The sequence below is a fragment of the Agrococcus sp. TF02-05 genome, from assembly GCF_017565345.1.
GTDB classification, from domain to species: domain Bacteria; phylum Actinomycetota; class Actinomycetes; order Actinomycetales; family Microbacteriaceae; genus Agrococcus; species Agrococcus pavilionensis.
This window is the reverse complement of sequence record NZ_JAGEKO010000010.1, coordinates 1-19085: the sequence shown is the minus strand read 5'-3', so window position 1 is coordinate 19085 and position 19085 is coordinate 1. Positions and strand designations below refer to the sequence as shown.

Annotated in this window: 17 protein-coding genes and 1 tRNA gene; 6 read left to right on the top strand and 12 right to left on the bottom strand. The window is 72.7% G+C overall.

The window, feature by feature from the left end; genetic code table 11:
- Positions 1–4: 4 nt before the first annotated feature.
- Positions 5–2422 carry a phosphoketolase gene (locus tag JQT67_RS10530; protein WP_208064629.1) on the top strand — a complete coding sequence of 806 codons (2418 nt, stop codon included), beginning with the start codon at positions 5–7 and terminating at the stop codon, positions 2420–2422.
- 1 nt (position 2423) lies between these two features.
- Here the strand turns inward: JQT67_RS10530 and JQT67_RS10525 are convergent, their stop codons facing one another.
- Positions 2424–3995 (bottom strand): alpha/beta hydrolase, encoded by a 1572-nt coding sequence (locus tag JQT67_RS10525; RefSeq protein WP_208064628.1) that lies wholly within the window; start codon positions 3993–3995, stop codon positions 2424–2426.
- Between the two features lie 229 nt (positions 3996–4224).
- Here JQT67_RS10525 and JQT67_RS10520 point away from each other — a divergent pair, with 229 nt between their 5' ends.
- The gene (locus tag JQT67_RS10520) at positions 4225–4590 is read left to right on the top strand and encodes a hypothetical protein (protein ID WP_208064627.1); all 366 of its coding nucleotides are present in this window, start codon (positions 4225–4227) and stop codon (positions 4588–4590) included.
- A gap of 22 nt (positions 4591–4612) precedes the next feature.
- Here JQT67_RS10520 and JQT67_RS10515 read toward each other — a convergent pair whose 3' ends face one another.
- The 9 genes from JQT67_RS10515 to JQT67_RS10480 all read right to left on the bottom strand — a co-directional run bounded on the left by JQT67_RS10515 (position 4613) and on the right by JQT67_RS10480 (position 12204).
- Positions 4613–5773, bottom strand: coding sequence for a DNA polymerase III subunit delta' (locus JQT67_RS10515; RefSeq protein ID WP_208064626.1), 1161 nt, complete (start codon positions 5771–5773; stop codon positions 4613–4615).
- Positions 5774–5792: 19 nt separating this feature from the next.
- Entirely contained in the window at positions 5793–6425 is a 633-nt protein-coding gene (gene tmk, locus JQT67_RS10510) for a dTMP kinase (RefSeq protein ID WP_208064625.1), read from the bottom strand.
- Positions 6422–9139, bottom strand: a complete 2718-nt coding sequence (gene topA / locus JQT67_RS10505) for a type I DNA topoisomerase (protein WP_243755945.1) — start codon at positions 9137–9139, stop codon at positions 6422–6424. The genes tmk and topA overlap by 4 nt, the downstream gene beginning before the upstream one ends.
- 81 nt (positions 9140–9220) lie before the next feature.
- On the bottom strand, positions 9221–9613 hold the full coding sequence (locus JQT67_RS10500) for an Rv3654c family TadE-like protein (protein WP_208064623.1): 393 nt from the start codon (positions 9611–9613) through the stop codon (positions 9221–9223).
- 2 nt (positions 9614–9615) lie between these two features.
- Positions 9616–9945 (bottom strand): pilus assembly protein TadE, encoded by a 330-nt coding sequence (locus tag JQT67_RS10495; RefSeq protein ID WP_208064622.1) that lies wholly within the window; start codon positions 9943–9945, stop codon positions 9616–9618.
- A complete protein-coding gene (locus JQT67_RS10490; protein ID WP_208064621.1) occupies positions 9926–10099 on the bottom strand; it encodes a DUF4244 domain-containing protein in 174 nt (57 codons plus the stop codon). The genes JQT67_RS10495 and JQT67_RS10490 overlap by 20 nt, the downstream gene beginning before the upstream one ends.
- Positions 10100–10191: 92 nt before the next feature.
- A complete protein-coding gene (locus tag JQT67_RS13655; RefSeq protein ID WP_279537688.1) occupies positions 10192–10320 on the bottom strand; it encodes a hypothetical protein in 129 nt (42 codons plus the stop codon).
- Positions 10321–10372: 52 nt separating this feature from the next.
- Positions 10373–11203 carry a type II secretion system F family protein gene (locus tag JQT67_RS10485; protein ID WP_208064620.1) on the bottom strand — a complete coding sequence of 277 codons (831 nt, stop codon included), beginning with the start codon at positions 11201–11203 and terminating at the stop codon, positions 10373–10375.
- The gene (locus JQT67_RS10480) at positions 11200–12204 is read right to left on the bottom strand and encodes a TadA family conjugal transfer-associated ATPase (RefSeq protein WP_374222131.1); all 1005 of its coding nucleotides are present in this window, start codon (positions 12202–12204) and stop codon (positions 11200–11202) included. The genes JQT67_RS10485 and JQT67_RS10480 overlap by 4 nt, the downstream gene beginning before the upstream one ends.
- 280 nt (positions 12205–12484) lie before the next feature.
- On the opposite strand from JQT67_RS10480, the gene acs reads away from it, so the two are divergent.
- Positions 12485–14428: an acetate--CoA ligase gene (gene acs, locus JQT67_RS10475; RefSeq protein WP_208064618.1), complete on the top strand. Its 1944-nt coding sequence runs from the start codon at positions 12485–12487 to the stop codon at positions 14426–14428.
- Positions 14429–14591: 163 nt separating this feature from the next.
- Here acs and JQT67_RS10470 read toward each other — a convergent pair whose 3' ends face one another.
- Together JQT67_RS10470 and JQT67_RS10465 are read right to left on the bottom strand one after the other, a co-directional pair.
- Positions 14592–15050: a RidA family protein gene (locus JQT67_RS10470; protein ID WP_021064909.1), complete on the bottom strand. Its 459-nt coding sequence runs from the start codon at positions 15048–15050 to the stop codon at positions 14592–14594.
- A complete protein-coding gene (locus tag JQT67_RS10465; RefSeq protein WP_021064908.1) occupies positions 15047–15214 on the bottom strand; it encodes a hypothetical protein in 168 nt (55 codons plus the stop codon). The genes JQT67_RS10470 and JQT67_RS10465 overlap by 4 nt, the downstream gene beginning before the upstream one ends.
- 49 nt (positions 15215–15263) lie before the next feature.
- On the opposite strand from JQT67_RS10465, the gene JQT67_RS10460 reads away from it, so the two are divergent.
- The 3 genes from JQT67_RS10460 to JQT67_RS10450 all read left to right on the top strand — a co-directional run bounded on the left by JQT67_RS10460 (position 15264) and on the right by JQT67_RS10450 (position 18870).
- The gene (locus JQT67_RS10460) at positions 15264–17816 is read left to right on the top strand and encodes a transglycosylase domain-containing protein (protein WP_208064616.1); all 2553 of its coding nucleotides are present in this window, start codon (positions 15264–15266) and stop codon (positions 17814–17816) included.
- Between the two features lie 31 nt (positions 17817–17847).
- Positions 17848–18750, top strand: a complete 903-nt coding sequence (locus JQT67_RS10455) for a metallophosphoesterase (RefSeq protein ID WP_307864303.1) — start codon at positions 17848–17850, stop codon at positions 18748–18750.
- Between the two features lie 46 nt (positions 18751–18796).
- Positions 18797–18870 (top strand) — tRNA-Pro (locus JQT67_RS10450).
- The last annotated feature ends 215 nt before the right edge of the window (positions 18871–19085 follow it).

Genomic DNA, 19085 nt, shown 5'->3' with positions numbered 1-19085 from the left:
AGCCATGACGGCGACCGCGTGGCAGCTCCGACGGGCAGAGCCCACCGCATCCGACCTCGAGCAGATCGACGCGTGGTGGCGCGCGGCGAACTACTTGAGCGTCGGGCAGATCTACCTGCTCGCCAACCCGCTGCTGCGCGAGCCGCTCGAGCGCGAGCACCTCAAGCCACGCCTGCTCGGCCACTGGGGCACGACGCCCGGCCTCACGTTCGTGCAGGCGCACCTCAACCGCGCGATCCGCGAGCGCCGCCAGCGCACGCTCTTCGTCACCGGTCCCGGCCACGGCGGCCCGGGCGTCGTCGCCGGCGCCTACCTCGAGGGCGTCTACAGCGAGCGCTACCCCGCCGTGGGTCTCGACGAGGACGGCATGCGGCGGCTCTTCCGGCAGTTCTCGTTCCCCGGCGGCATCCCGAGCCACGCGGCGCCCGAGACGCCGGGCTCGATCAATGAGGGCGGCGAGCTCGGCTACTCGCTCGCGCACGCCTACGGCGCCGCCTTCGACGACCCCGACCTGCTCGTCGCGTGCGTCATCGGCGACGGCGAGGCCGAGACCGGGCCGCTCGCCGCATCGTGGCACAGCAACAAGCTGCTGAACCCCGGCGCCGATGGCGCGGTGCTGCCGATCCTGCACCTCAACGGCTACAAGATCGCGAACCCGACGCTCCTCGCCCGCATCCCCGAGGACGAGCTCGTCGCCCTCATGCGCGGCTACGGCCACGAGCCGCTCGTCGTCGAGGTCGGCGCCGACGGCGAGCCGCCGCTCGAGGCCCACGCGCGCTTCGCCGCGGTGCTCGACGACGCGCTCGACCGGATCGCGACGATCAAGGCGGATGCGTCGACCGGCGGGCTCACCGCGCGGCCCGCCTGGCCGATGATCGTGCTGCGCAGCCCGAAGGGATGGACAGGGCCGCGCGAGGTGGACGGCACCCGGATCGAGGGCACCTGGCGCGCGCACCAGGTGCCGCTCTCGGGCGTGCGCGACGACGACGCCCACCGCGAGCTGCTCGCCGAGTGGCTGCGCTCCTATCGCCCCGACGAGCTCTTCGACGAGCGCGGCGCCCCCGTGCCGCTCGTCGCGAGCCACGCGCCGGAGGGCGAGCTGCGCATGGGCGCGATCCCGGTCGCGAACGGCGGCGAGGTGCGCGTGCCGCTGCGGCTCACCGACTTCCGCGACCACGCGGTCGAGGTGCGCGCCGACGCGCGCGGTGCCGACGACGCCGAGGCGACCGCGATCCTCGGCGCGTGGCTCGCCGAGGTCATCCGCGACAACCCCGAGACGTTCCGCATCTTCGGGCCCGACGAGACCGCATCCAATCGCCTCGCGCCGAACGTCTACGCGGCGACCGATCGGCAGTGGAACGCCGAGACGCTGCCCGGCGACGAGCACCTCGCGCCGACCGGCCGCGTGATGGAGGTGCTGAGCGAGCACCTGTGCCAGGGCTGGCTCGAGGGCTACCTGCTCACCGGCCGGCACGGCCTCTTCAACACCTACGAGGCGTTCGCGCACATCGTCGACTCGATGCTCGGGCAGCACGCGAAGTGGCTCGAGTCAGCCGCGCGCGTGCCGTGGCGCGAGCCCATCGCGAGCCTCAACATCCTGCTCTCGAGCCACGTGTGGCGGCAGGACCACAACGGCTTCAGCCACCAGGACCCGGGCTTCATCGACGTCGCGCTCAACAAGAGCCCCGAGGTCGTGCGCGTCTACCTGCCCTTCGACGCGAACACGCTGCTCTCGACCGCCGATCACTGCGTGCGCTCGACCGGGTACATCAACGTGATCGTCGCCGGCAAGCAGCCCGCGCCGCAGTGGCTGTCGATGGCGGAGGCGACCGAGCACTGCGAGCGCGGCCTCGGCGTGCTGCCGTGGGCGGGCACCGAGACCGCGGATCGGGCGCCGGATGCCGTGCTCGCGGCCGCCGGGGACGTCCCGACCCTCGAGGCGCTCGCCGCAGCGTCGCTGCTGCGCGAGCGCGTGCCGGAGCTCTCGCTGCGGGTCGTGAACGTCGTCGACCTGACCCGCCTGCAGAGCGAGGGGCAGCATCCGCACGGCTTGCCCGACGCCGAGTTCGACGCGCTCTTCACGCGCGACCGCCCGGTGGTCTTCGCGTACCACGGCTACCCGTGGCTCATCCACCGGCTGACCTACAAGCGCGCGGTGCACGACGACCTGCACGTGCGCGGCTACGTCGAGCGAGGCACGACGACGACGCCGTTCGACATGGTCATGCTCAACGACCTCGACCGCTACCGGCTCGCGATGGACGTCGTCGAGCGTGTGCCGGGCCTCGCCGAGGCGCGCGCCGACGTGCTCGAGGAGTGGGCGGATGCGCGTGCTCGCGCTCGCGCGTACACGCGTGAGCACGGCGTCGACATCCCCGAGGTCGCCGACTGGCTCTGGCAGGGCGGCGGCCCCGCGGAGTAGCTCAGCAGTCGAGATCGGCGGTCGGCGCGACCCCGGTCAGGAAGTACTCGTTCACCGGCTCGTCGACGCACGCGTTCGGCATCGGCGCGTAGTACTGCCCGTGACCCTCGGCCTCGACCGAGATGAGCACGCCCGACTCGAGCATGTCGGCGAGCGCCACGGCCTGCTCGTACGGCGTCGCCGGGTCGTTGCGGCCGCCGATCACGATGATCGGGTCGGCGCCGGGCGCCGTGATCGCGTGCGGCTCGCGCGTCGCCTCGAACGGCCACGCGGCGCAGCTGCTGAGGCCCACGAAGCCGGGGCCGAGGGTCGGCGCGACCTCGAGCACCTCCGCGCCGTTCGCGCGCACCTCGTCGAAGTCGGTCACCGCGGGCGCGTCGAGGCAGTTGACCGACACGAGCGCCTCGTAGGAGTTGTCCTCGAACGTGCCGTCCGGGCGCACGCCGTAGTACGCATCCGCCTCGGCGTACGCGCTCTCGCCGCTGCCCGCCATGACGTCGGCGATCACGCCGCGCAGCACCTGCCACTGCAGGTCGCTGTAGAGGTTCGCGGCGATGGCGATGAAGAAGGCACCGGAGCCGAGCTGGCGGCCGTCGGCGACCTCGATCGGGTCGGCGTCGAGCCCGTCGATGAGCGCGCGCGTCTGCTCGAGCGCCTCCTCCTGCGTGCCCGTGAACGGACAGTCGCGCTGCTGCAGGCAATCGGCGACGAAGTTGCCGTAGGCGAGCTCGAAGCCGGCGGCCTGGAAGAGCGTGCCCTCGAACTCGGAGCGGTCGGGCGCGACCGCGGCGTCGAGCACCATGCGGCCCACGTTCTCGGGGAAGAGGTCGGCGTAGGTCGAGCCGATGAGCGTGCCGTAGGAGACGCCGAGGTAGTTGAGCCGCTCCTCGCCGAGCAGCGCCCGCATGAGGTCCATGTCGCTCGCGACCTGCTCGGTGCCGACGAACTCGAGGTAGGGGCCGGTGTGCTCGAGGCACGCGTCGGCGAACCACTGCGCCGACTCGAGCTGCAGCTGCAGGTCCTCGTCGCTCAGCGGCTCGGGCGCGGGGCCCTCGGGGAGCCCCCACATCCAGTCGTAGAACTCCTGCGGGTCGTCGTAGCAGGAGATGGGCGTCGATCCGCCGACGCCGCGGGGGTCGAAGCCGACGAGGTCGTAGTGCTCGCGCACCTCGGGCGGGAGCAGGAAGTCGGCGTACTGCGAGACGTAGTCGACGCCGGATGCCCCGGGGCCGCCGGGGTTGTAGAGGATCGCGCCCTCGCGCACCCCGGTCGCGGGGGCGACGACGACCGAGAGCTCGATGTCGTCGTCGACGGAGCCGAACCAGTCCATCGGCGCGGTGATCGTGCCGCACCAGCTGTCGCCGCACGAGGTCCAGTCGACGTCCTGCCCGTAGTACCGCTCGAGGCCGGGCGCGACGTCCTCGCCGGTCGGCTCCCACGGTGGCACGGCGACGCTGCTCGGCCCGGTCGGCGGCGCGGCCGCGGGCGGTGCCGGCAGGACGAGGCAGCCGGTGAGCGCGAGGAGCGCGGCGGCCGCGACGGCGAGGGCGGCCGGGCCGCGGGAGCGATGCATGCTCCTACGGTATGCGGCGCGGCTATGCGAGCCGCATCAGCGGTGCTGCGGCGCGCGGCCGAGTCGCGTGGAGGGCTCGAGGCTGGCATACGATCGTCTCGATGACCGCGGAGCCGGCTCCGCTGCCGAGGCGATTCTGAGGGTCCCTACCGGCTCGGAAGGACCAACGATGTGCGCAACCGTGATCTGGGCGCTCCGCGCCGATCTGCTCGACGACGAGTTCCGCGCCATGACGCTCGAGCGCCTCGGGGTCGAGCCGCAGCCGACTCCGTTCACCGTCGCATCCAAGCGCGTCGGCGCGGATGCGGAGACGTTCACGCTGACGCGCCGCATGTGCGACTGCGACGGCGTCGTCGGGCTCCGTGGCCGCGAGCAGGTGGACGGCGAGACGCCGGCCGCGGCCCTCCTCGACTGGCTCCACGCCCTGCCGGGATCAGCGGCCGAGCTCCGTCGGATCTCCGTGCTGCGCGCTTGGAGCCCGTCGGAGCTCACCGTGGCGCCGCGTCGCTCGCGCGGCGTGCAGCTGACCGACGTCGACGAACGCCTTCTGCGCGGTGTTGAGGACGACATGCTGCTGACCATCGACCTGCGCTGAGGGACGCGCGGTCGCGTCTCGCTCAGCGGCGCTGCGCAGCGCGCGCGGCGCTCACGAGCATCGCCTCGAGCGCGAGCAGCGGCGGCACGTTCGCCTCGATGCGCTCGCGGGCGACGCGGATCTGGTCGAGCACGTCGATGACGGCGGCGCGCTCGAGGTAGTCGGCCGCCGCTTGCACGGTCGGCCGCATCGCCTCGTTCACGAGCTCGCGCCCGACGCCGAGCTGCGTGATGAGGATGTCGCGGTAGAGCGAGAGGAGGTCGACGAGGATGCGGTCGACGCCGTCGCGCATGCCGCGCTTCGCGCGCTGCTTCTGCGCGTCCTCGAGCTCCTTGAGCTGCCGTCGCAGCTGGGGCGGCACCGTGCCGCCGGGCTCGACCCCGAGCTGCCGCAGCGCTTGCGCTCGCTCGGCCTCATCGCGCTCTGCCGAGAGCGCGTCGGCGTCGGCCGTCGCGATCTCGACGTACCGCGCTGCCGCGAGCACGGCCGACGACGCCGTCGAGACGCGCATCGCGATCTGCAGCGTCTCCGCGCGCCGGGCGCGCGCCTCCTCGCTCGTCGCGAGCCGGCGGGCCATGCCGATGTGGCTCTGCGCTTCGCGCGCGGCGCGCTCGGCGACGCCGGGGTCGACGCCGTCGCGCTCGACGAGCAGCGCCGCGACCTCGACGGGGTCGGGCACCTGCAGGTTGACCGTGCGCACGCGCGAGCGGATCGTCGGCAGCAGGTCGGCCTCGCTCGGCGCGCAGAGGATCCAGACCGTCTCGGGCGGCGGCTCCTCGAGCGCCTTGAGCAGCGCGTTCGAGGTGCGCTCGGCCATCCGATCGGCGTCCTCGACCACGACCACCCGGTAGCGCGCGGTCGACGGCGCGAGGGATGCGCGCTGCACGACCGACCGCGCTTGTGCGATCGTGATGAGCACGCCCTCGGTCGAGAGCGTGACGAGGTCGGGGTGGGTGCGCGCCTCGACGAGCGTCTCGACCTCCGGCTCGATGCCGTCGGGGCCCGAGAGCAGCGCCGCGGCGAACGCGTACGCGAGGTTCGACCGGCCTGAGCCCGGCGGTCCGGTCAGCAGCCACGCGTGCGTCATCGCGCCGGGCTCGTCGCCCTCCGCATCGGTGGACGCGGCGCGGCGCAGCTGCGCGACCGCGTCGGCCTGGCCGACGATCTCGCTCCAGCCGCCCATCGCTCCCCCGTGCTCCCGCTCAGCGCCCGGCAGCGAGCATGCCACGCACGTGCGACATGACGCGCTCGTGCACGGCCTCGGGGCTGCCGGTCGCGTCGACGACGGCGAAGCGCGCCGGCTCGGCCTCGGCGAGGGCGAGGTAGGCGGCCCGCACGCGCAGCGCGAAGTCGAGGCCCGTCTGCTCGAGCCGGTCGAACGGCGCGTCCTCGCGGGCGGCCATCCGCTTGCGGCCCTCGGCGGGGTCGAGGTCGAGCAGGATCGTCAGGTGCGGCAGCAGCCCGTCGACCGCCCACAGCGACAGGTCGCGGATCTGCTGCCCGTCGAGCTCGCGGCCCGCGCCCTGGTAGGCCACCGAGGAGTCGAGGTAGCGGTCCTGCACCACGACGTCACCGCGCTCGAGCGCGGGGCGCACGAGCGTCGCGACGTGCTGCGCGCGGTCGGCGGCGTAGAGCAGCGCCTCCGCGCGCGGCGCGACGTGGCCGTCGGTGTGCTGCACGAGCCGGCGGATCTCGACGCCGAGCTCGGTGCCGCCGGGCTCCCGGGTGCGCACGACGGAGCGGCGCTCCGCCTCGAGCGCGGCCACGAGCATCCCCGCTTGCGTCGACTTGCCGGAGCCGTCGCCGCCCTCGAGCGTGATGAACGCGCCGGTCACGACTCGGTGGTCTTCTTCGCCGCGGGCTTCTTCGCGGGCGCCTTCTTCGCCGCGGGCTTCTTGGCGGCCGGCTTCTTCGCCGCGGGCTTCCGCGCGGGCTTCTTCGCCGGCCCCTTCTCGCGCTTGATCTGCAGCAGCTCGATCGCGCGCTCGAAGGTGATGCCCTCGACGTCCTCCCCGCGCGGGATCGTCGCGTTCGTCTCGCCGTCGGTCACGTACGGGCCGAAGCGGCCGTCGCGCACCTTCACGGGCTTGCCCGAGACGGGGTCGGCGTCGAACTCCTTGAGCGCGCTCGCGGCCTTGCGCGCCCCGTACTTCGGCTGCGCGAAGCGCTCGAGCGCCTGCTCGAGCGTGATCGAGAAGATCTGGTCCTCGTCGTCGAGCGAGCGGGTGTCGGTGCCCTTCGAGAGGAACGGCCCGTAGCGGCCCGGACGGGCGGAGATCTCCTCGCCCGACTCGGGGTCGACGCCCACGATGCGCGGGAGCGACAGCAGCTTGAGCGCGGTCGGCAGGTCGACCGACTCGGGCTCCATCGACTTGAAGAGCGACGCGCGGCGCGGCTTCGGCGCCGCCTTGCCCTTCTTGGGCGCGACGGGCTTGCCCTCGTCATCGAGCTCGACCGGCAGCGCCTCCTCGATGTACGGGCCGAAGCGGCCGTTCTTCACGACGACGTCGAGGCCGGTCTCGGGGTGCTGGCCGAGCACGCGGTCCTCGGCGGGCTCGGCGGCGAAGAGCTCCGCCGCCTTCTCGGGGGTGAGCTGGTCGGGGGTGAGGTCCTCGGGGATGTTGGCGCGCTTCACCTCGCCGTCGGGGCCCTGCCCCTCGAGGTAGGGACCGTACTGGCCCACGCGCAGCGTGACGCCCTCGGCGACCGGGATCGAGTTGACCGCGCGGGCGTCGATGTCGCCGAGGTTCTCGACGGTGCTCTTGAGGCCCGGGCGCTCGTCGCTGCCGAAGTAGAAGCGGCGCAGCCACTCCTGCCGGTCGAGGTCGCCGTCGGCGATGCGGTCGAGGTCGGCGAGCATCTCGGCCGTGAAGTCGTAGTCGACGTAGTCGCCGAGGTTGTCCTCGAGCAGCTTGATGGTCGAGAACGCGATCCAGTTGGGCACGAGCGCGCCGCCGCGCTGCGTGACGAAGCCGCGCCGCACGATGGTGTCGATGATCGACGCGTAGGTCGAGGGGCGCCCGATCTCGAGCTCCTCGAGCGCCTTCACGAGGCTCGCCTCGGTGTAGCGCGGCGGGGGCGTCGTGACGTGGTCCTTGCGCTCGAGCTTGGCGAGCGAGACCGGGTCGGACTGCTTGACGTCGGGGAGGTTCCCGTCGGACTCGGCGTCGTCGGCGTACCGCGACGCATCCTTCCCCTCCTCGTACGCCTGCAGGAACCCCGGCTCGGTGATGACGGTGCCGGATGCGGTGAACTCGGCGACGCCGCGGCTCGTCTTCTCCGACGCGATCGTGATGGTCGCCGTCTGCCCGGTCGCGTCGATCATCTGGCTCGCGACCGTGCGCTTCCAGATGAGCTCGTAGAGGCGGTGCTCGTTCGGGGTGAGGGATGCCTTGACCTCGGCCGGAGTGCGGAACGCGTCGCCCGAGGGGCGGATCGCCTCGTGCGCCTCTTGCGCCGACTTGGACTTGCCCGCGTAGTGGCGTGCGGCCTGCGGGACGGAGCCGGCGCCGTAGAGCGCGGTGGCCTGGTCGCGCGCCGCCTTGATCGCCTGCGCCGAGAGCGAGGGCGAGTCGGTGCGCATGTAGGTGATGTAGCCCTGCTCGTAGAGCGACTGCGCGACCGACATCGTCTGCTTCGCGGAGAGCTTGAGCTTGCGGCCCGCCTCCTGCTGCAGCGTCGAGGTCGTGAACGGCGCGGAGGGGCGGCGGCGGTAGGGCTTCGACTCGACGCTCGCGACGTGGAAGGAGGCGCGCTCGAGCTCGCTCGCGAGCGACTCCGCGCCCTCCTGATCGAGGATCGTGCGCACGCCCTTGATCTGGCCGCGGTCGTCGAAGTCGCTGCCGGTCGCGACGCGCGCGCCGTCGAGCCGCACGAGCCGGGCGCCGAAGCGCGATCCCTGTGTCGTCGACTGAGGGGCCTCGAACTGCGCCGCGAGGCTCCAGTAGGCGGCGGGAACGAACGCCATCCGCTCGCGCTCGCGGTCGACGATGAGGCGCGCGGTCGGCGACTGCACGCGACCGGCCGAGAGGCCCTGGCGCACCTTGCGCCACAGCACCGGGCTCACCTCGTAGCCGTAGAGCCGGTCGAGGATTCGGCGCGTCTCCTGAGCGTCGACGAGCGGCATGTTGAGCTCGCGCATCTGCTCCTTGGCCTGCTCGATCGCCTCCTTGGTGATCTCGTGGAACACCATGCGCTTGACCGGCACCTTGGGCTTCAGCACCTCGAGCAGGTGCCACGCGATGGCCTCGCCCTCGCGGTCCTCATCCGTGGCGAGGATGAGCTCCTCGGCGTCCTTGAGCGCCTTCTTGAGCTCGGAGACGGTCTTCTTCTTCTCGTCGCTCACGACGTAGTAGGGGGCGAAGCCGTTGTCGACGTCGACGGCGAACTTGCCGAAGGCGCCCTTCTTGAGGTCGGCGGGCAGGTCGCGCGGGCTCACGAGGTCGCGGATGTGGCCGACCGAGGCCAGCACCTGGTACCCCTCGCCGAGGTACCGCTCGATCGTCTTTCCCTTCGCCGGGGACTCGACGATGACGAGCTTCTTGCCCATGCTCACGCTCACTGCTCTATAGGTAGGGGGATCGATCCGACGGGATCACGTCGACACAATACACATGGAGTCATTGCGCTCTCACGGCGGCGGACCGGCCCGCGCGGTGGCGGATGCGAGCCACGGCCCGACCGGGACGACGGCCGTCACGCTCGCCTCGAGACCGCGCAGCGAGCAGCGCTCGAGGCGAGCGCGGCTCGCGCTGACGACCGCGTGCGCGAGCCCGCACGGCGCGCCGTCGGCGTAGCCGGAGAGCGCGTCGGCCGCGGCGAGCGCTCCCGCGTCGGCCGCCGCGGCAGCCCGCGCCTGCGCGATCGACGCCGTGCCCGCGCCCACGACGAGCAGCCCGAGGAGCAGCGCCGCTGTTGCGACAGCCAGCGCGAGCACGGCCCCCGCCCCGCGCTCCGCGCTCGACTCCGCTTCCCGGTGGTCGAGTAGGGCCGAAGGCCCATGTCGAGACCATCGAGACGCCACCGCTACCTGCCCCCGCTGTGCGCGCAGCTCCGCGCCACGAGCGTCACCGCTCCCCCGAGCGCCGGCCGCTCGAGCACCGCGCACACGAGCTCGCCGTCCGCCTCCACCCGCGCCAGCGCCCCGTCGGCGTAGATCGCCGGGTCGTCTCCGCGCCCGGCCGCTCTCGCCGCCGCGCCTGCCGACTGCTCGAGCCCCACTTGCGTGGCAGCCGCGGCGACCGCCGCGACCGCGAGCCCGATCGCGAGCACCGCCGCGGGCAGCGCCGCGGCGAGCTCGGCCGTGACCGCACCGAGCTCGCCGCGCCCCCGTGCGCTACTGCACGGTGAGCGCACGCCGGACCATGTCGGTGAGCACCGCCCGCACCTCGTCGGAGCGCAGGATCACCACCAGCAGCCCGGCGAACCCGACCGCAGCCATCGTCGCGATGACGTACTCGGCGGTCGCCGCACCGTCCTCCTCGTGCACGAGCCTCTCGAGCATCCGCATGCTCGCCTCCTTCCCTCAGGAGGCCAAGCGTGGGGCAGGAGCCGGCTCGCGCGAGCGGCCGGCGGGGTCGCCTGTGGAGAGCGCGGCGGCGATCAGCGCTCGGGCGAGCGCTCCCCCGCCGCGCGGGGGTCGTCGGTCGCGACCATCGGGTGCGGAGCTCCGGCGGAGGTCGCGAAGAGCGCCGCGGTCCAGTTGACGACGGCGTTCCAGGCGTTGCGCATGGCTCGAACCTAGCCGACGCGGCGCTCTGGCGGAGAGCGATCCGGCCGGCGTTCACCCGAGCGGCGCGAGCGCGCCGTCGAGCATCGAGACGACGAGCGGCACGATCACGAGCAGCGTGAACGCGGGCAGCACGCACGCGCCGAGCGGCAGCGCGAGCTGCACCGCCGCGCGCTGGGCGCGGGCCTCGCCGTCGAGCCGGGCGCGGGTGCGCGCGGCGGTCGCCTCGGCGAGCAGCAGTCCGCGCACTGGCACGCCGGCGCGCTCGGCGAGCGCGAGCGCGGCGTCGACGTCGTCCCAGCCGCTCGTCTCGATCCGCGCGTCCCGCAGCGCGCGAGCGGCGCTCGCTCGGGCGCGATCGGCCGCGCCGCCGCCCGCGAGCGCCACCGCGACGAGGTCGAGCGCGAGCCCCGGCGCCGGGTCGCCGCGCGCCGCGCGGCGCACGATCGCCCGCGACCAGAGCCACGCGCCGACCATCAGCAGCGCCCCTGCCGCGACCGACCACGACCCGATCCCGCCGCCCGTCGCGGCGCCCACCACGTCGAGCCCGAGCGCGAGCCCGAAGCCGAGCGCGACCACCGGCAGCAGCATCACGAGCCGCGCGGTCGCCCGCGGACCGGCGAGCGCCGCCTCGAGCGCGCGGCGCTGCGCTGACTGCTCGCGCAGCAGGGCCGCGAGCCGCTCGAGCGTCGGCGCCATCGGGGCGCCCGCCTCGCCGGCGACCGCGAGCACCGCGCGCACGAGCCCGCCGGCTCGTGCGTCGAGCGTGGACGCATCCGTGCCGAGCACCGCCCAGGCTCGCGCGAGCGGCACCCCGCCCGCGACGAGCGCCGCGAGCCGGTGCACCGTCGCGGCGGTGTCGTCGAGCGCGACGTCGCCGCTCATCGCGGCCGCACCGCGAGCCGCTCGCCGTCGAGCGCGAGCGACCCTATCGCAGCGACGCTCCGGCGGCCGCGCGCGTCGCGCTCGACGTGCAGCACGGCGTCGAGCGCGCTCACCGCCTGCCGCGCGAGTGCGGGCGGCGAGAGCCCCGCGACGGCGCCGAGCGCCTCGAGCCGCGCGGGCACGTCGCCCAGCGAGTTGGCGTGCAGCGTGCCGGCGCCGCCGTCGTGCCCGGTGTTGAGCGCCGAGAGCAGCTCGCGCACCTCCGCGCCGCGGCACTCCCCCAGCACGAGCCGGTCGGGCCTCATGCGCAGCGCCTCGCGCACGAGCTGCTCGAGCCCGATCGCACCCGCGCCCTCGGCGTTCGCCTGCCGCGCCTCGAGCGCGACGACGTGCGGGTGGCGGATGCGCAGCTCGGCGACGTCCTCGATCGTCACGATGCGCTCCGCGGGCGACGCGCGCGAGAGCATCGCGCCGAGCAGCGTCGTCTTGCCCGAGCCCGCCGCTCCGGTGACGAGCACGTTCGCGCGCCGCTCGACGAGCTCGCGCACCCGATCGAGCGGCACGGTCGCGAAGCACCCGCTCGCGTCGAGCTCGTCGAGCGAGAGCGGCTGCACGCGCGGCAGCCGGATCGAGAGCTGCGCGCCCGCCACCGCGATCGGCGGCAGCACGGCGTGCACGCGGATGCCGTCGTGCAGGCGCACGTCGACGCACGGCGTCGTCTCGTCGACGTGCCGGCCGCCGGCGGCGACGAGCGCGACGGCGAGCGCCCTCGCCCGCTCCGGCGCGAGCCGCAGCGGCACCGGCTCGGCGCCCGCGCCGCGATCGACCCACACCTGCCCGCCGGTGACGAACACATCCGTCACCGCCGCCTCCGCCACGAGCGGCGCGAGCTCGGCGAACTCGCGCAGCGGCGCCCCGGCGGCGCTCGTCCGCGCCGGCCCCGCGTCGACCGCGCGATCGGCGCCGGCGACGAAGGGGACGCCCCGCGATCGAGCCTGCACGAGCCCGCACGGTAGCGGCGCGAGCGCGACGCGGCCGGCCCGACGCATCCGCCTGTGGAGAGCCAGTGCCGCAGGACGAGCAAGGCGGCGCCCACCGGGGGATGGAGGACGCCGCCGCAGGGGGACGAATGGGGGATCCGTCGGTCGCCTGCTCGCGTCGGCAGGGCCGACGAGGCCAATGCTAGGCACGCAATCATGCGCAACCGGGAGCAACACGGCGGCGAGCGCATCGGCTCGTGCATAGACTCATCCGCGGACGAAGAAGTCAGGAGAAACGCCAGTGTCGGACCGCATCGATCACCTGCTCACCGAGACCCGCCGATTCGCGCCCCCGGAGGCGCTCGCGAGCGCGTCGTCGACCACCGCGGAGCTCTACGAGCGCGCGGCCGAGGATCGCCTCGGGTTCTGGGCTGAGCAGGCGCGCGAGCTGCAGTGGGAGACGCCCTTCACCGAGGTGCTCGACTGGCAGCCCCCGCACGCGCGCTGGTTCCACGACGGCACCCTCAACGTCGCCGTCAACTGCCTCGACCGCCACGTCGAGGCAGGCAACGGCGACCGCGTCGCGCTGCACTGGGAGGGCGAGCCGGGCGACCGCCGCACCATCACCTACGCCGAGATGACAGCCGAGGTGAAGCGGCTCGCGAACGTGCTCACGTCGCTCGGCGTCAAGGCGGGCGACCGCGTCGCGATCTACCTGCCGATGCTGCCCGAGGCCGTCGTCGCGATGCTCGCGTGCGCTCGCATCGGCGCCGTGCACACCGCCGTCTTCGGCGGCTTCAGCCCCTCCAACCTCCGCAGCCGCATCGACGACGCGGGCGCGACGCTCGTCATCACGACCGACGGCGCGTGGCGCAAGGGCAAGGTGTTCCCGCTCAAGCCGACCGTCGACGAGGCGCTCCGCGAGCCGGGCCACGGCGTCACGAACGTGCTCGTCGTCAAGCGCGGCGAGAACGAGATCGACTGGGTCGACGGCCGCGACGTCTGGTACCACGACGCGATGGCGGATGCGTCGGACGAGCACGAGGCGCAAGGCTTCCCCGCCGAGCACCCGCTCTTCATCCTCTACACCTCCGGCACGACCGGGAAGCCGAAGGGCATCCTGCACACGAGCGCCGGCTACCTGACGCAGACCTCGTTCACCCACCGGCACGTCTTCGACCTCAAGCCCGAGACCGACGTCTACTGGTGCACGGCCGACATCGGCTGGGTGACGGGCCACAGCTATGTCGTCTACGGCCCGATGGCGAACGGCACGACGCAGGTCATGCACGAGGGCACGTTCGACACCCCGACGCCCGAGCGCCCCTGGCAGATCATCGAGCGCTACGGCGTGACGATCTTCTACACGGCACCCACGGCCATCCGCACGTTCATGAAGCTCGGGCGCCAGCACACGCAGTCGAGCGACCTCTCGAGCCTGCGCGTGCTCGGCACGGTGGGCGAGCCCATCAACCCCGAGGCGTGGATGTGGTACCGCGACGTCGTCGGCGGCGGCACGACCCCGGTCGTCGACACGTGGTGGCAGACCGAGACGGGCGCGATCATGATCTCGGCGCTCGCCGCCGTGACGACGCTCAAGCCCGGCAGCGCCCAGGTGCCGATCCCGGGCATCGAGATCGACGTGCTCGACGAGTCGGGCGCCTCGGTCGGCGACGGCGAGGGCGGGCTGCTCGTCGTGACGAGCCCGTGGCCGTCGATGCTGCGCACGATCCACGGCGACGACGAGCGCTACCGCGAGACGTACTGGGAGAAGTTCGGCGACAAGTACTTCGCCGGCGACGGCGCCCGCAAGGACGAGGACGGCGAGATCTGGCTGCTCGGCCGCGTCGACGACGTCATGAACGTCTCGGGACATCGGCTCTCGACCGCCGAGATCGAGTCGTCGCTCGTCGCGCACGACGGCGTCGCCGAGGCGGCGGTGGTGGGAGCGTCGGATGCGACCACGGGCCAGGCGGTCGTGGCGTTCGTGATCCTGAAGCAGTCCGCGTCGCGCGAGCACTCCATCGAGGAGGCGGAGCAGATCCTGCGCCAGCACGTCGCGAGCGACATCGGCGCGATCGCGCGGCCGCGGCAGGTCTTCATCGTGCCCGACCTGCCGAAGACCCGCTCGGGCAAGATCATGCGGCGGCTGCTGCGCGACCTCGCCGAGGGCCGCGACCTCGGCGACACGACGACGCTCGCCGACCAGGGCGTGGTGGAGGCGATCCGCTCGCAGCTGCGGTAGTCGCCCCGTCGGTCGAGTAGCGCCACTCCGCTGGTCGAGTAGCGCCGAAGGCGCGTATCGAGACCGATCGCTGCCGTCTCGATACGGCCCTCCGGGCCTACTCGACGAACGGGGTGCGGGCCTACTCGACGAGAGGAGTGGGGCCTGCTCGACGATCGGCGGGTCAGGCGAAGGCCGCGATGACCTCGACCTCGACCGGCGCGCCGAGCGGCAGCTCCGCGACGCCGACGGCGCTGCGGGCGTGCTTGCCGGCATCGCCGAAGATCTCGCCGAGCACGTTGCTCGCGCCGTTGACCACGCCCGGCTGGCCGTGGAACCCATCCGCCGACGCGACGAAGCCGACGACCTTCACGATGCGCGTGATGCGGTCGAGCGAGCCGATCTCGGCGGCGATCGCCGCGAGCGCGTTGAGCGCGCACTGCTTCGCGTCGAGCATCGCCTCGTCGGCCGAGACCTCCGCGCCGACCTTGCCCGTGCGGGGCAGCTGCCCGTCGACCATCGGCAGCTGGCCGGAGGTATAGACGAAGCCGTTCGCCGACACCGCGGGCACGTAGGAGGCGACCGGCGGGACGACCGCGGGCAGCTCGAACCCGAGCTCCTCGAGCCGCTGCGCGACGCTCACGCGCCGGCCTCGATGGGGCGCTTCAGGAACGCGACGAGCCCGCCCTCGGGACCGTTCGCGACGTGCACGAGCTCCCATCCGTCGGCTCCCCAGGTGTTGAGGATCGCCGTCTCGCGGTGGATGAGCAGCGGCGTCGTCGCGTACTCCCAAGTCGTGGTCGCCATCGTTCTGCAGCCTCAGCTCTCATAGGTCGGTGCCGTACCCTCGTATGCTATGGCCGCTTCACGTCACAAGCCAGGAAGCCTGCTCGGCTCCCTCCTGGGTCTCATCGGGTTCAGCGCGATCGCCGGCATCCTCGTCTCGGCGACGCTGACCCCTGCCCTGGCGGTCGCGTCGAGCACCGCGAACAGCGGCCTCGACATCTTCGAGAGCCTGCCGACGTACTCGCAGATCACCCAGCAGGCCGAGCGCAATCGCATCTACGGGCTCCGCGACGGGCAGCCGGTCGAGATCGCGCAGTTCTACAGCCAGGACCGCCAGGTGCTGCAGTGGCAGCAGGTGCCGCGCACCGCGGTCGACGCGCTCGTCGCCGGCGAGGACCGCCGCTACTACTCGCACAGCGGCGTCGACGCTCCCTCGGTCGTGCGCGCGGGCCTCTCGCAGCTGGGCTTCGGCGGCGAGTCGGGCGCCTCGACGCTCACGATGCAGCTCGTGCGCCAGCAGATCGCGATCGACGCGTGCCTCTCGGACGACGAGGAAGCGCAAGCGGTGTGCGACCAGCAGTACACCGAGTCGTACCAGCGCAAGCTCGCCGAGATGCGGCTCGCGATCAGCCTCGAGCAGCGCTACACGAAGAACGAGATCCTGCTCGCCTACCTCAACATCGCGAACTTCGGCGGCAACGTCTACGGCATCGAGTCGGGTGCGCAGCGCATCTTCGGCAAGCCTGCCGCCGAGCTGTCGGTCGCGGAGTCGGCGGCGCTCATCGCCACGGTGCAGAACCCGTCGATCCGCAACCTCTTCAACGCCGACAACTTCGCGCGCAACCAGGAGCGGCGCGACTTCATCATCCGGAACATGGCCTCGGAGGGCTTCATCACCGCCGAGGAGCGCGACGCCGCGCTCGCCACTCCCGTGGACGAGAGCTTCGTCAACATCCAGCCGCCGAACAACGGCTGCATCGCCGGCTACGACTCCGCGCGCTTCTTCTGCGACTACGTGCAGCGCGTGCTCGCGGTCGACACGATCGACGGCAACCACATCCTCGGCGCGACACCCGAGGACAACGCGCGCGCGCTCGCGCAGGGCGGCTACCAGATCTTCACGTCGATCGACCTCGACCTCAACGACTCCGTGCAGGCGACGGTCGACGCGCAGGTGCCGAACGACGAGACGCGCTGGCAGTCGGGCGCCGCGGTCACGCAGCTCGAGGTCGGTACTGGCCGCATCCTCACGATGGTGCAGAACAAGGACTACGACAACCGCACCGAGCATGCGCCGACCGGCACCGCGGTGAACTTCAACGCCGACTTCGAGCACGGCCGATCGAGCGGCTTCCAGCCCGGCTCGGGGTTCAAGATCTTCACCCTCGCGCAGTGGATCATCGACGGGCACTCCGTCAACCAGCAGCTCGACGCCACTCGCGAGGAGTGGCCGCGGGGGTCGTTCCGCGCCGAGTGCACCGGCCTCGTCTCCGAGCCGTGGGACCCGCAGAACAACGAGGGCAACGAGTACTCCCGGATGACCCCGACCGAGATCATGGTCAACTCGGTCAACACGGGCGTCGTGCGCATGGCGAGCGAGCTCGACCTCTGCGACATCCACGACACCGCGGAGCGGATGGGCACGTTCCCCGCGAACGGCGACTGGCAGATCTTCGCCCCGGCTGTCATCGGCTCGGGCTCGACCGTCACGCCGATGGGCATGGCGTCGGCGTTCGCGACGATCGCCAACGGCGGCATCTACTGCAAGCCGATCGCGATCGACCGCATCGTCGCGCGCGACGGATCCGAGGTGCAGCCGCCCGGCCAGGACTGCCAGGAGGCGATCTCGCCCGAGGTCGCGTCGGTCATGCAGTCGGTGCTCACGACGGTCACCGAGCGCAACCCGATCAACAACCCTCCGGGCTCGACCCCGGTCATCTCGAAGACCGGCACGACGAACGGCGTCGTGCAGACCTGGGTGAACGGCTCGAGCCCGACCGTCGCCACGGCCGTCTGGGTCGGCAACATCGTGGGCAACTACTCGCTCCAGCCGCGATGGAACGTGCGCTCGACGATCTTCCGCGCCGCGATGGGCGAGGCGATCGCGCGCTACCCCGGCGGGCAGTTCCTCACCCCCGACGCCGACACGCTGCGCGGCAACGCGGGCGAGCTGCCGGACGTGAGCGGCCAGTCGGTCGCCGACGCGCAGGCGACGCTCGAGGCCGCGGGCTTCACAGTGCAGGTCGCCGGCCCGGTCGAGGGCACGCAGGCCGAGGGCACCGTCGAGTACACGGCGCCGGGCGCCGGCGCGCTCGTGACCACCACGACGCCGATCATCATCTACCCCTCGAGCGGCGCCCCCGCCGCGGATCCGTCGCAGGCGCCGGAGGGCGCGCAGACGTGGCCGAACGTGGTCGCGCAGTCGCTCGCAGACGCCAAGGCGACGCTCGCCGACGCGGGCTTCGATCCCGCACTCGTGCAGGTGACGTGGCAGGACCACGGCGAGAGCAACCTCTGTACCGTGCTCGCGCAGAACCCGCTCGCGGGCAGCCCCGGCGAGCCGACCGACCCGGTCTCGCTCGTCGTCGGCACGAACGCCTCCGGGGGCGACCCTGGCTGCTAGTCCGAGGGCCCTCGGCGCGGTCGTCGGCGGCGTGCTCGCCGCCGGCGCCGCGCTGGGCGCCTACGCGACCGCGATCGAGCCGCGCGCCTTCCGCATCCGCCATGAGCAGCTGCGGATCCTGCCGGCGGGCGCCCGCCCGCTGACGCTCCTGCACCTCGCCGACATCCACCTCGCGCCGTGGCAGCGCGCGAAGCTCGAGTGGCTCGAGGGGCTCGCGTCGGTCGAGCCCGACCTCATCGTCAACACGGGCGACAGCCTCGGCCACAGCGCCGCAGTGCCTGTGCTGGCGGATGCGCTGCGCGTCTTCCAGGGCGTGCCAGGGTTCTTCGTGCACGGCTCGAACGACGTCTTCGGGCCGCAGCTGAAGAACCCGTTGCGCTACTTCGCCGGGCCCTCGAAGGAGCCGGCGGGCAGCGGGCCCGAGCGGCTCGACCTCGCGGCGCTCGAGCGAGCCTACGAGGGCCTCGGCTGGCTCGACGTCAACAACTCGGCGCGCGCGATCGAGGTCAAGGGGACGACGATCGCCGCCTTCGGCGTCGCCGACCCGCACCGCTCCTGGGATCGGCTCGACGAGACCGAGGCGGCCATCTCGCGCATGCGGAAGGCGCTCGGCGACGAGCCGCGCACGACGCTCGGCATCACGCACGCGCCGTATCGCCGCATCCTCGACGCCTTCGTCGACCTCGGGGCTGATGCGATCCTCGCGGGGCACACGCACGGCGGCCAGGTGCGGGTGCCGGGCGGGCACGCGATCGTCACGAACTGCGACATCCCGCGCGCGCAGGCGTCGGGGCTCAGCACGTGGAGCCACGAGGGTCGCTCGGTGCCGCTCGGCGTCTCGCAGGGCATCGGATCGTCGATCTTCGCGCCGTTCCGGCTCGGCACTCCCCCGGAGGCGGTCGTGATGTCGCTCGTACCCCGCGACGTCGGGTAGACTGGTGCGGTTGCACGCGCGAGCCTAGGCTCGAGTCGGGCAGCACCGGGGTGTGGCGCAGCTTGGTAGCGCGCGTCGTTCGGGACGACGAGGTCGCAGGTTCAAATCCTGTCACCCCGACAGACGACGAAGGGCCTCCGCCATCGGCGGAGGCCCTTCGTCGTCTGTCGGGCTTTCGTGTCGGGATTTTCGCCTGCGACCGCGGCGCACACGACTGCACGCCCGACCCAACGGCCTCACACCCCGGCCCTCCCCGGCTCGAGCATAAGCACGCGCGTGCAACCGCACCAGTCGACCCGACGTCGCGGGGTACGAGCGACATCACGACCGCCTCC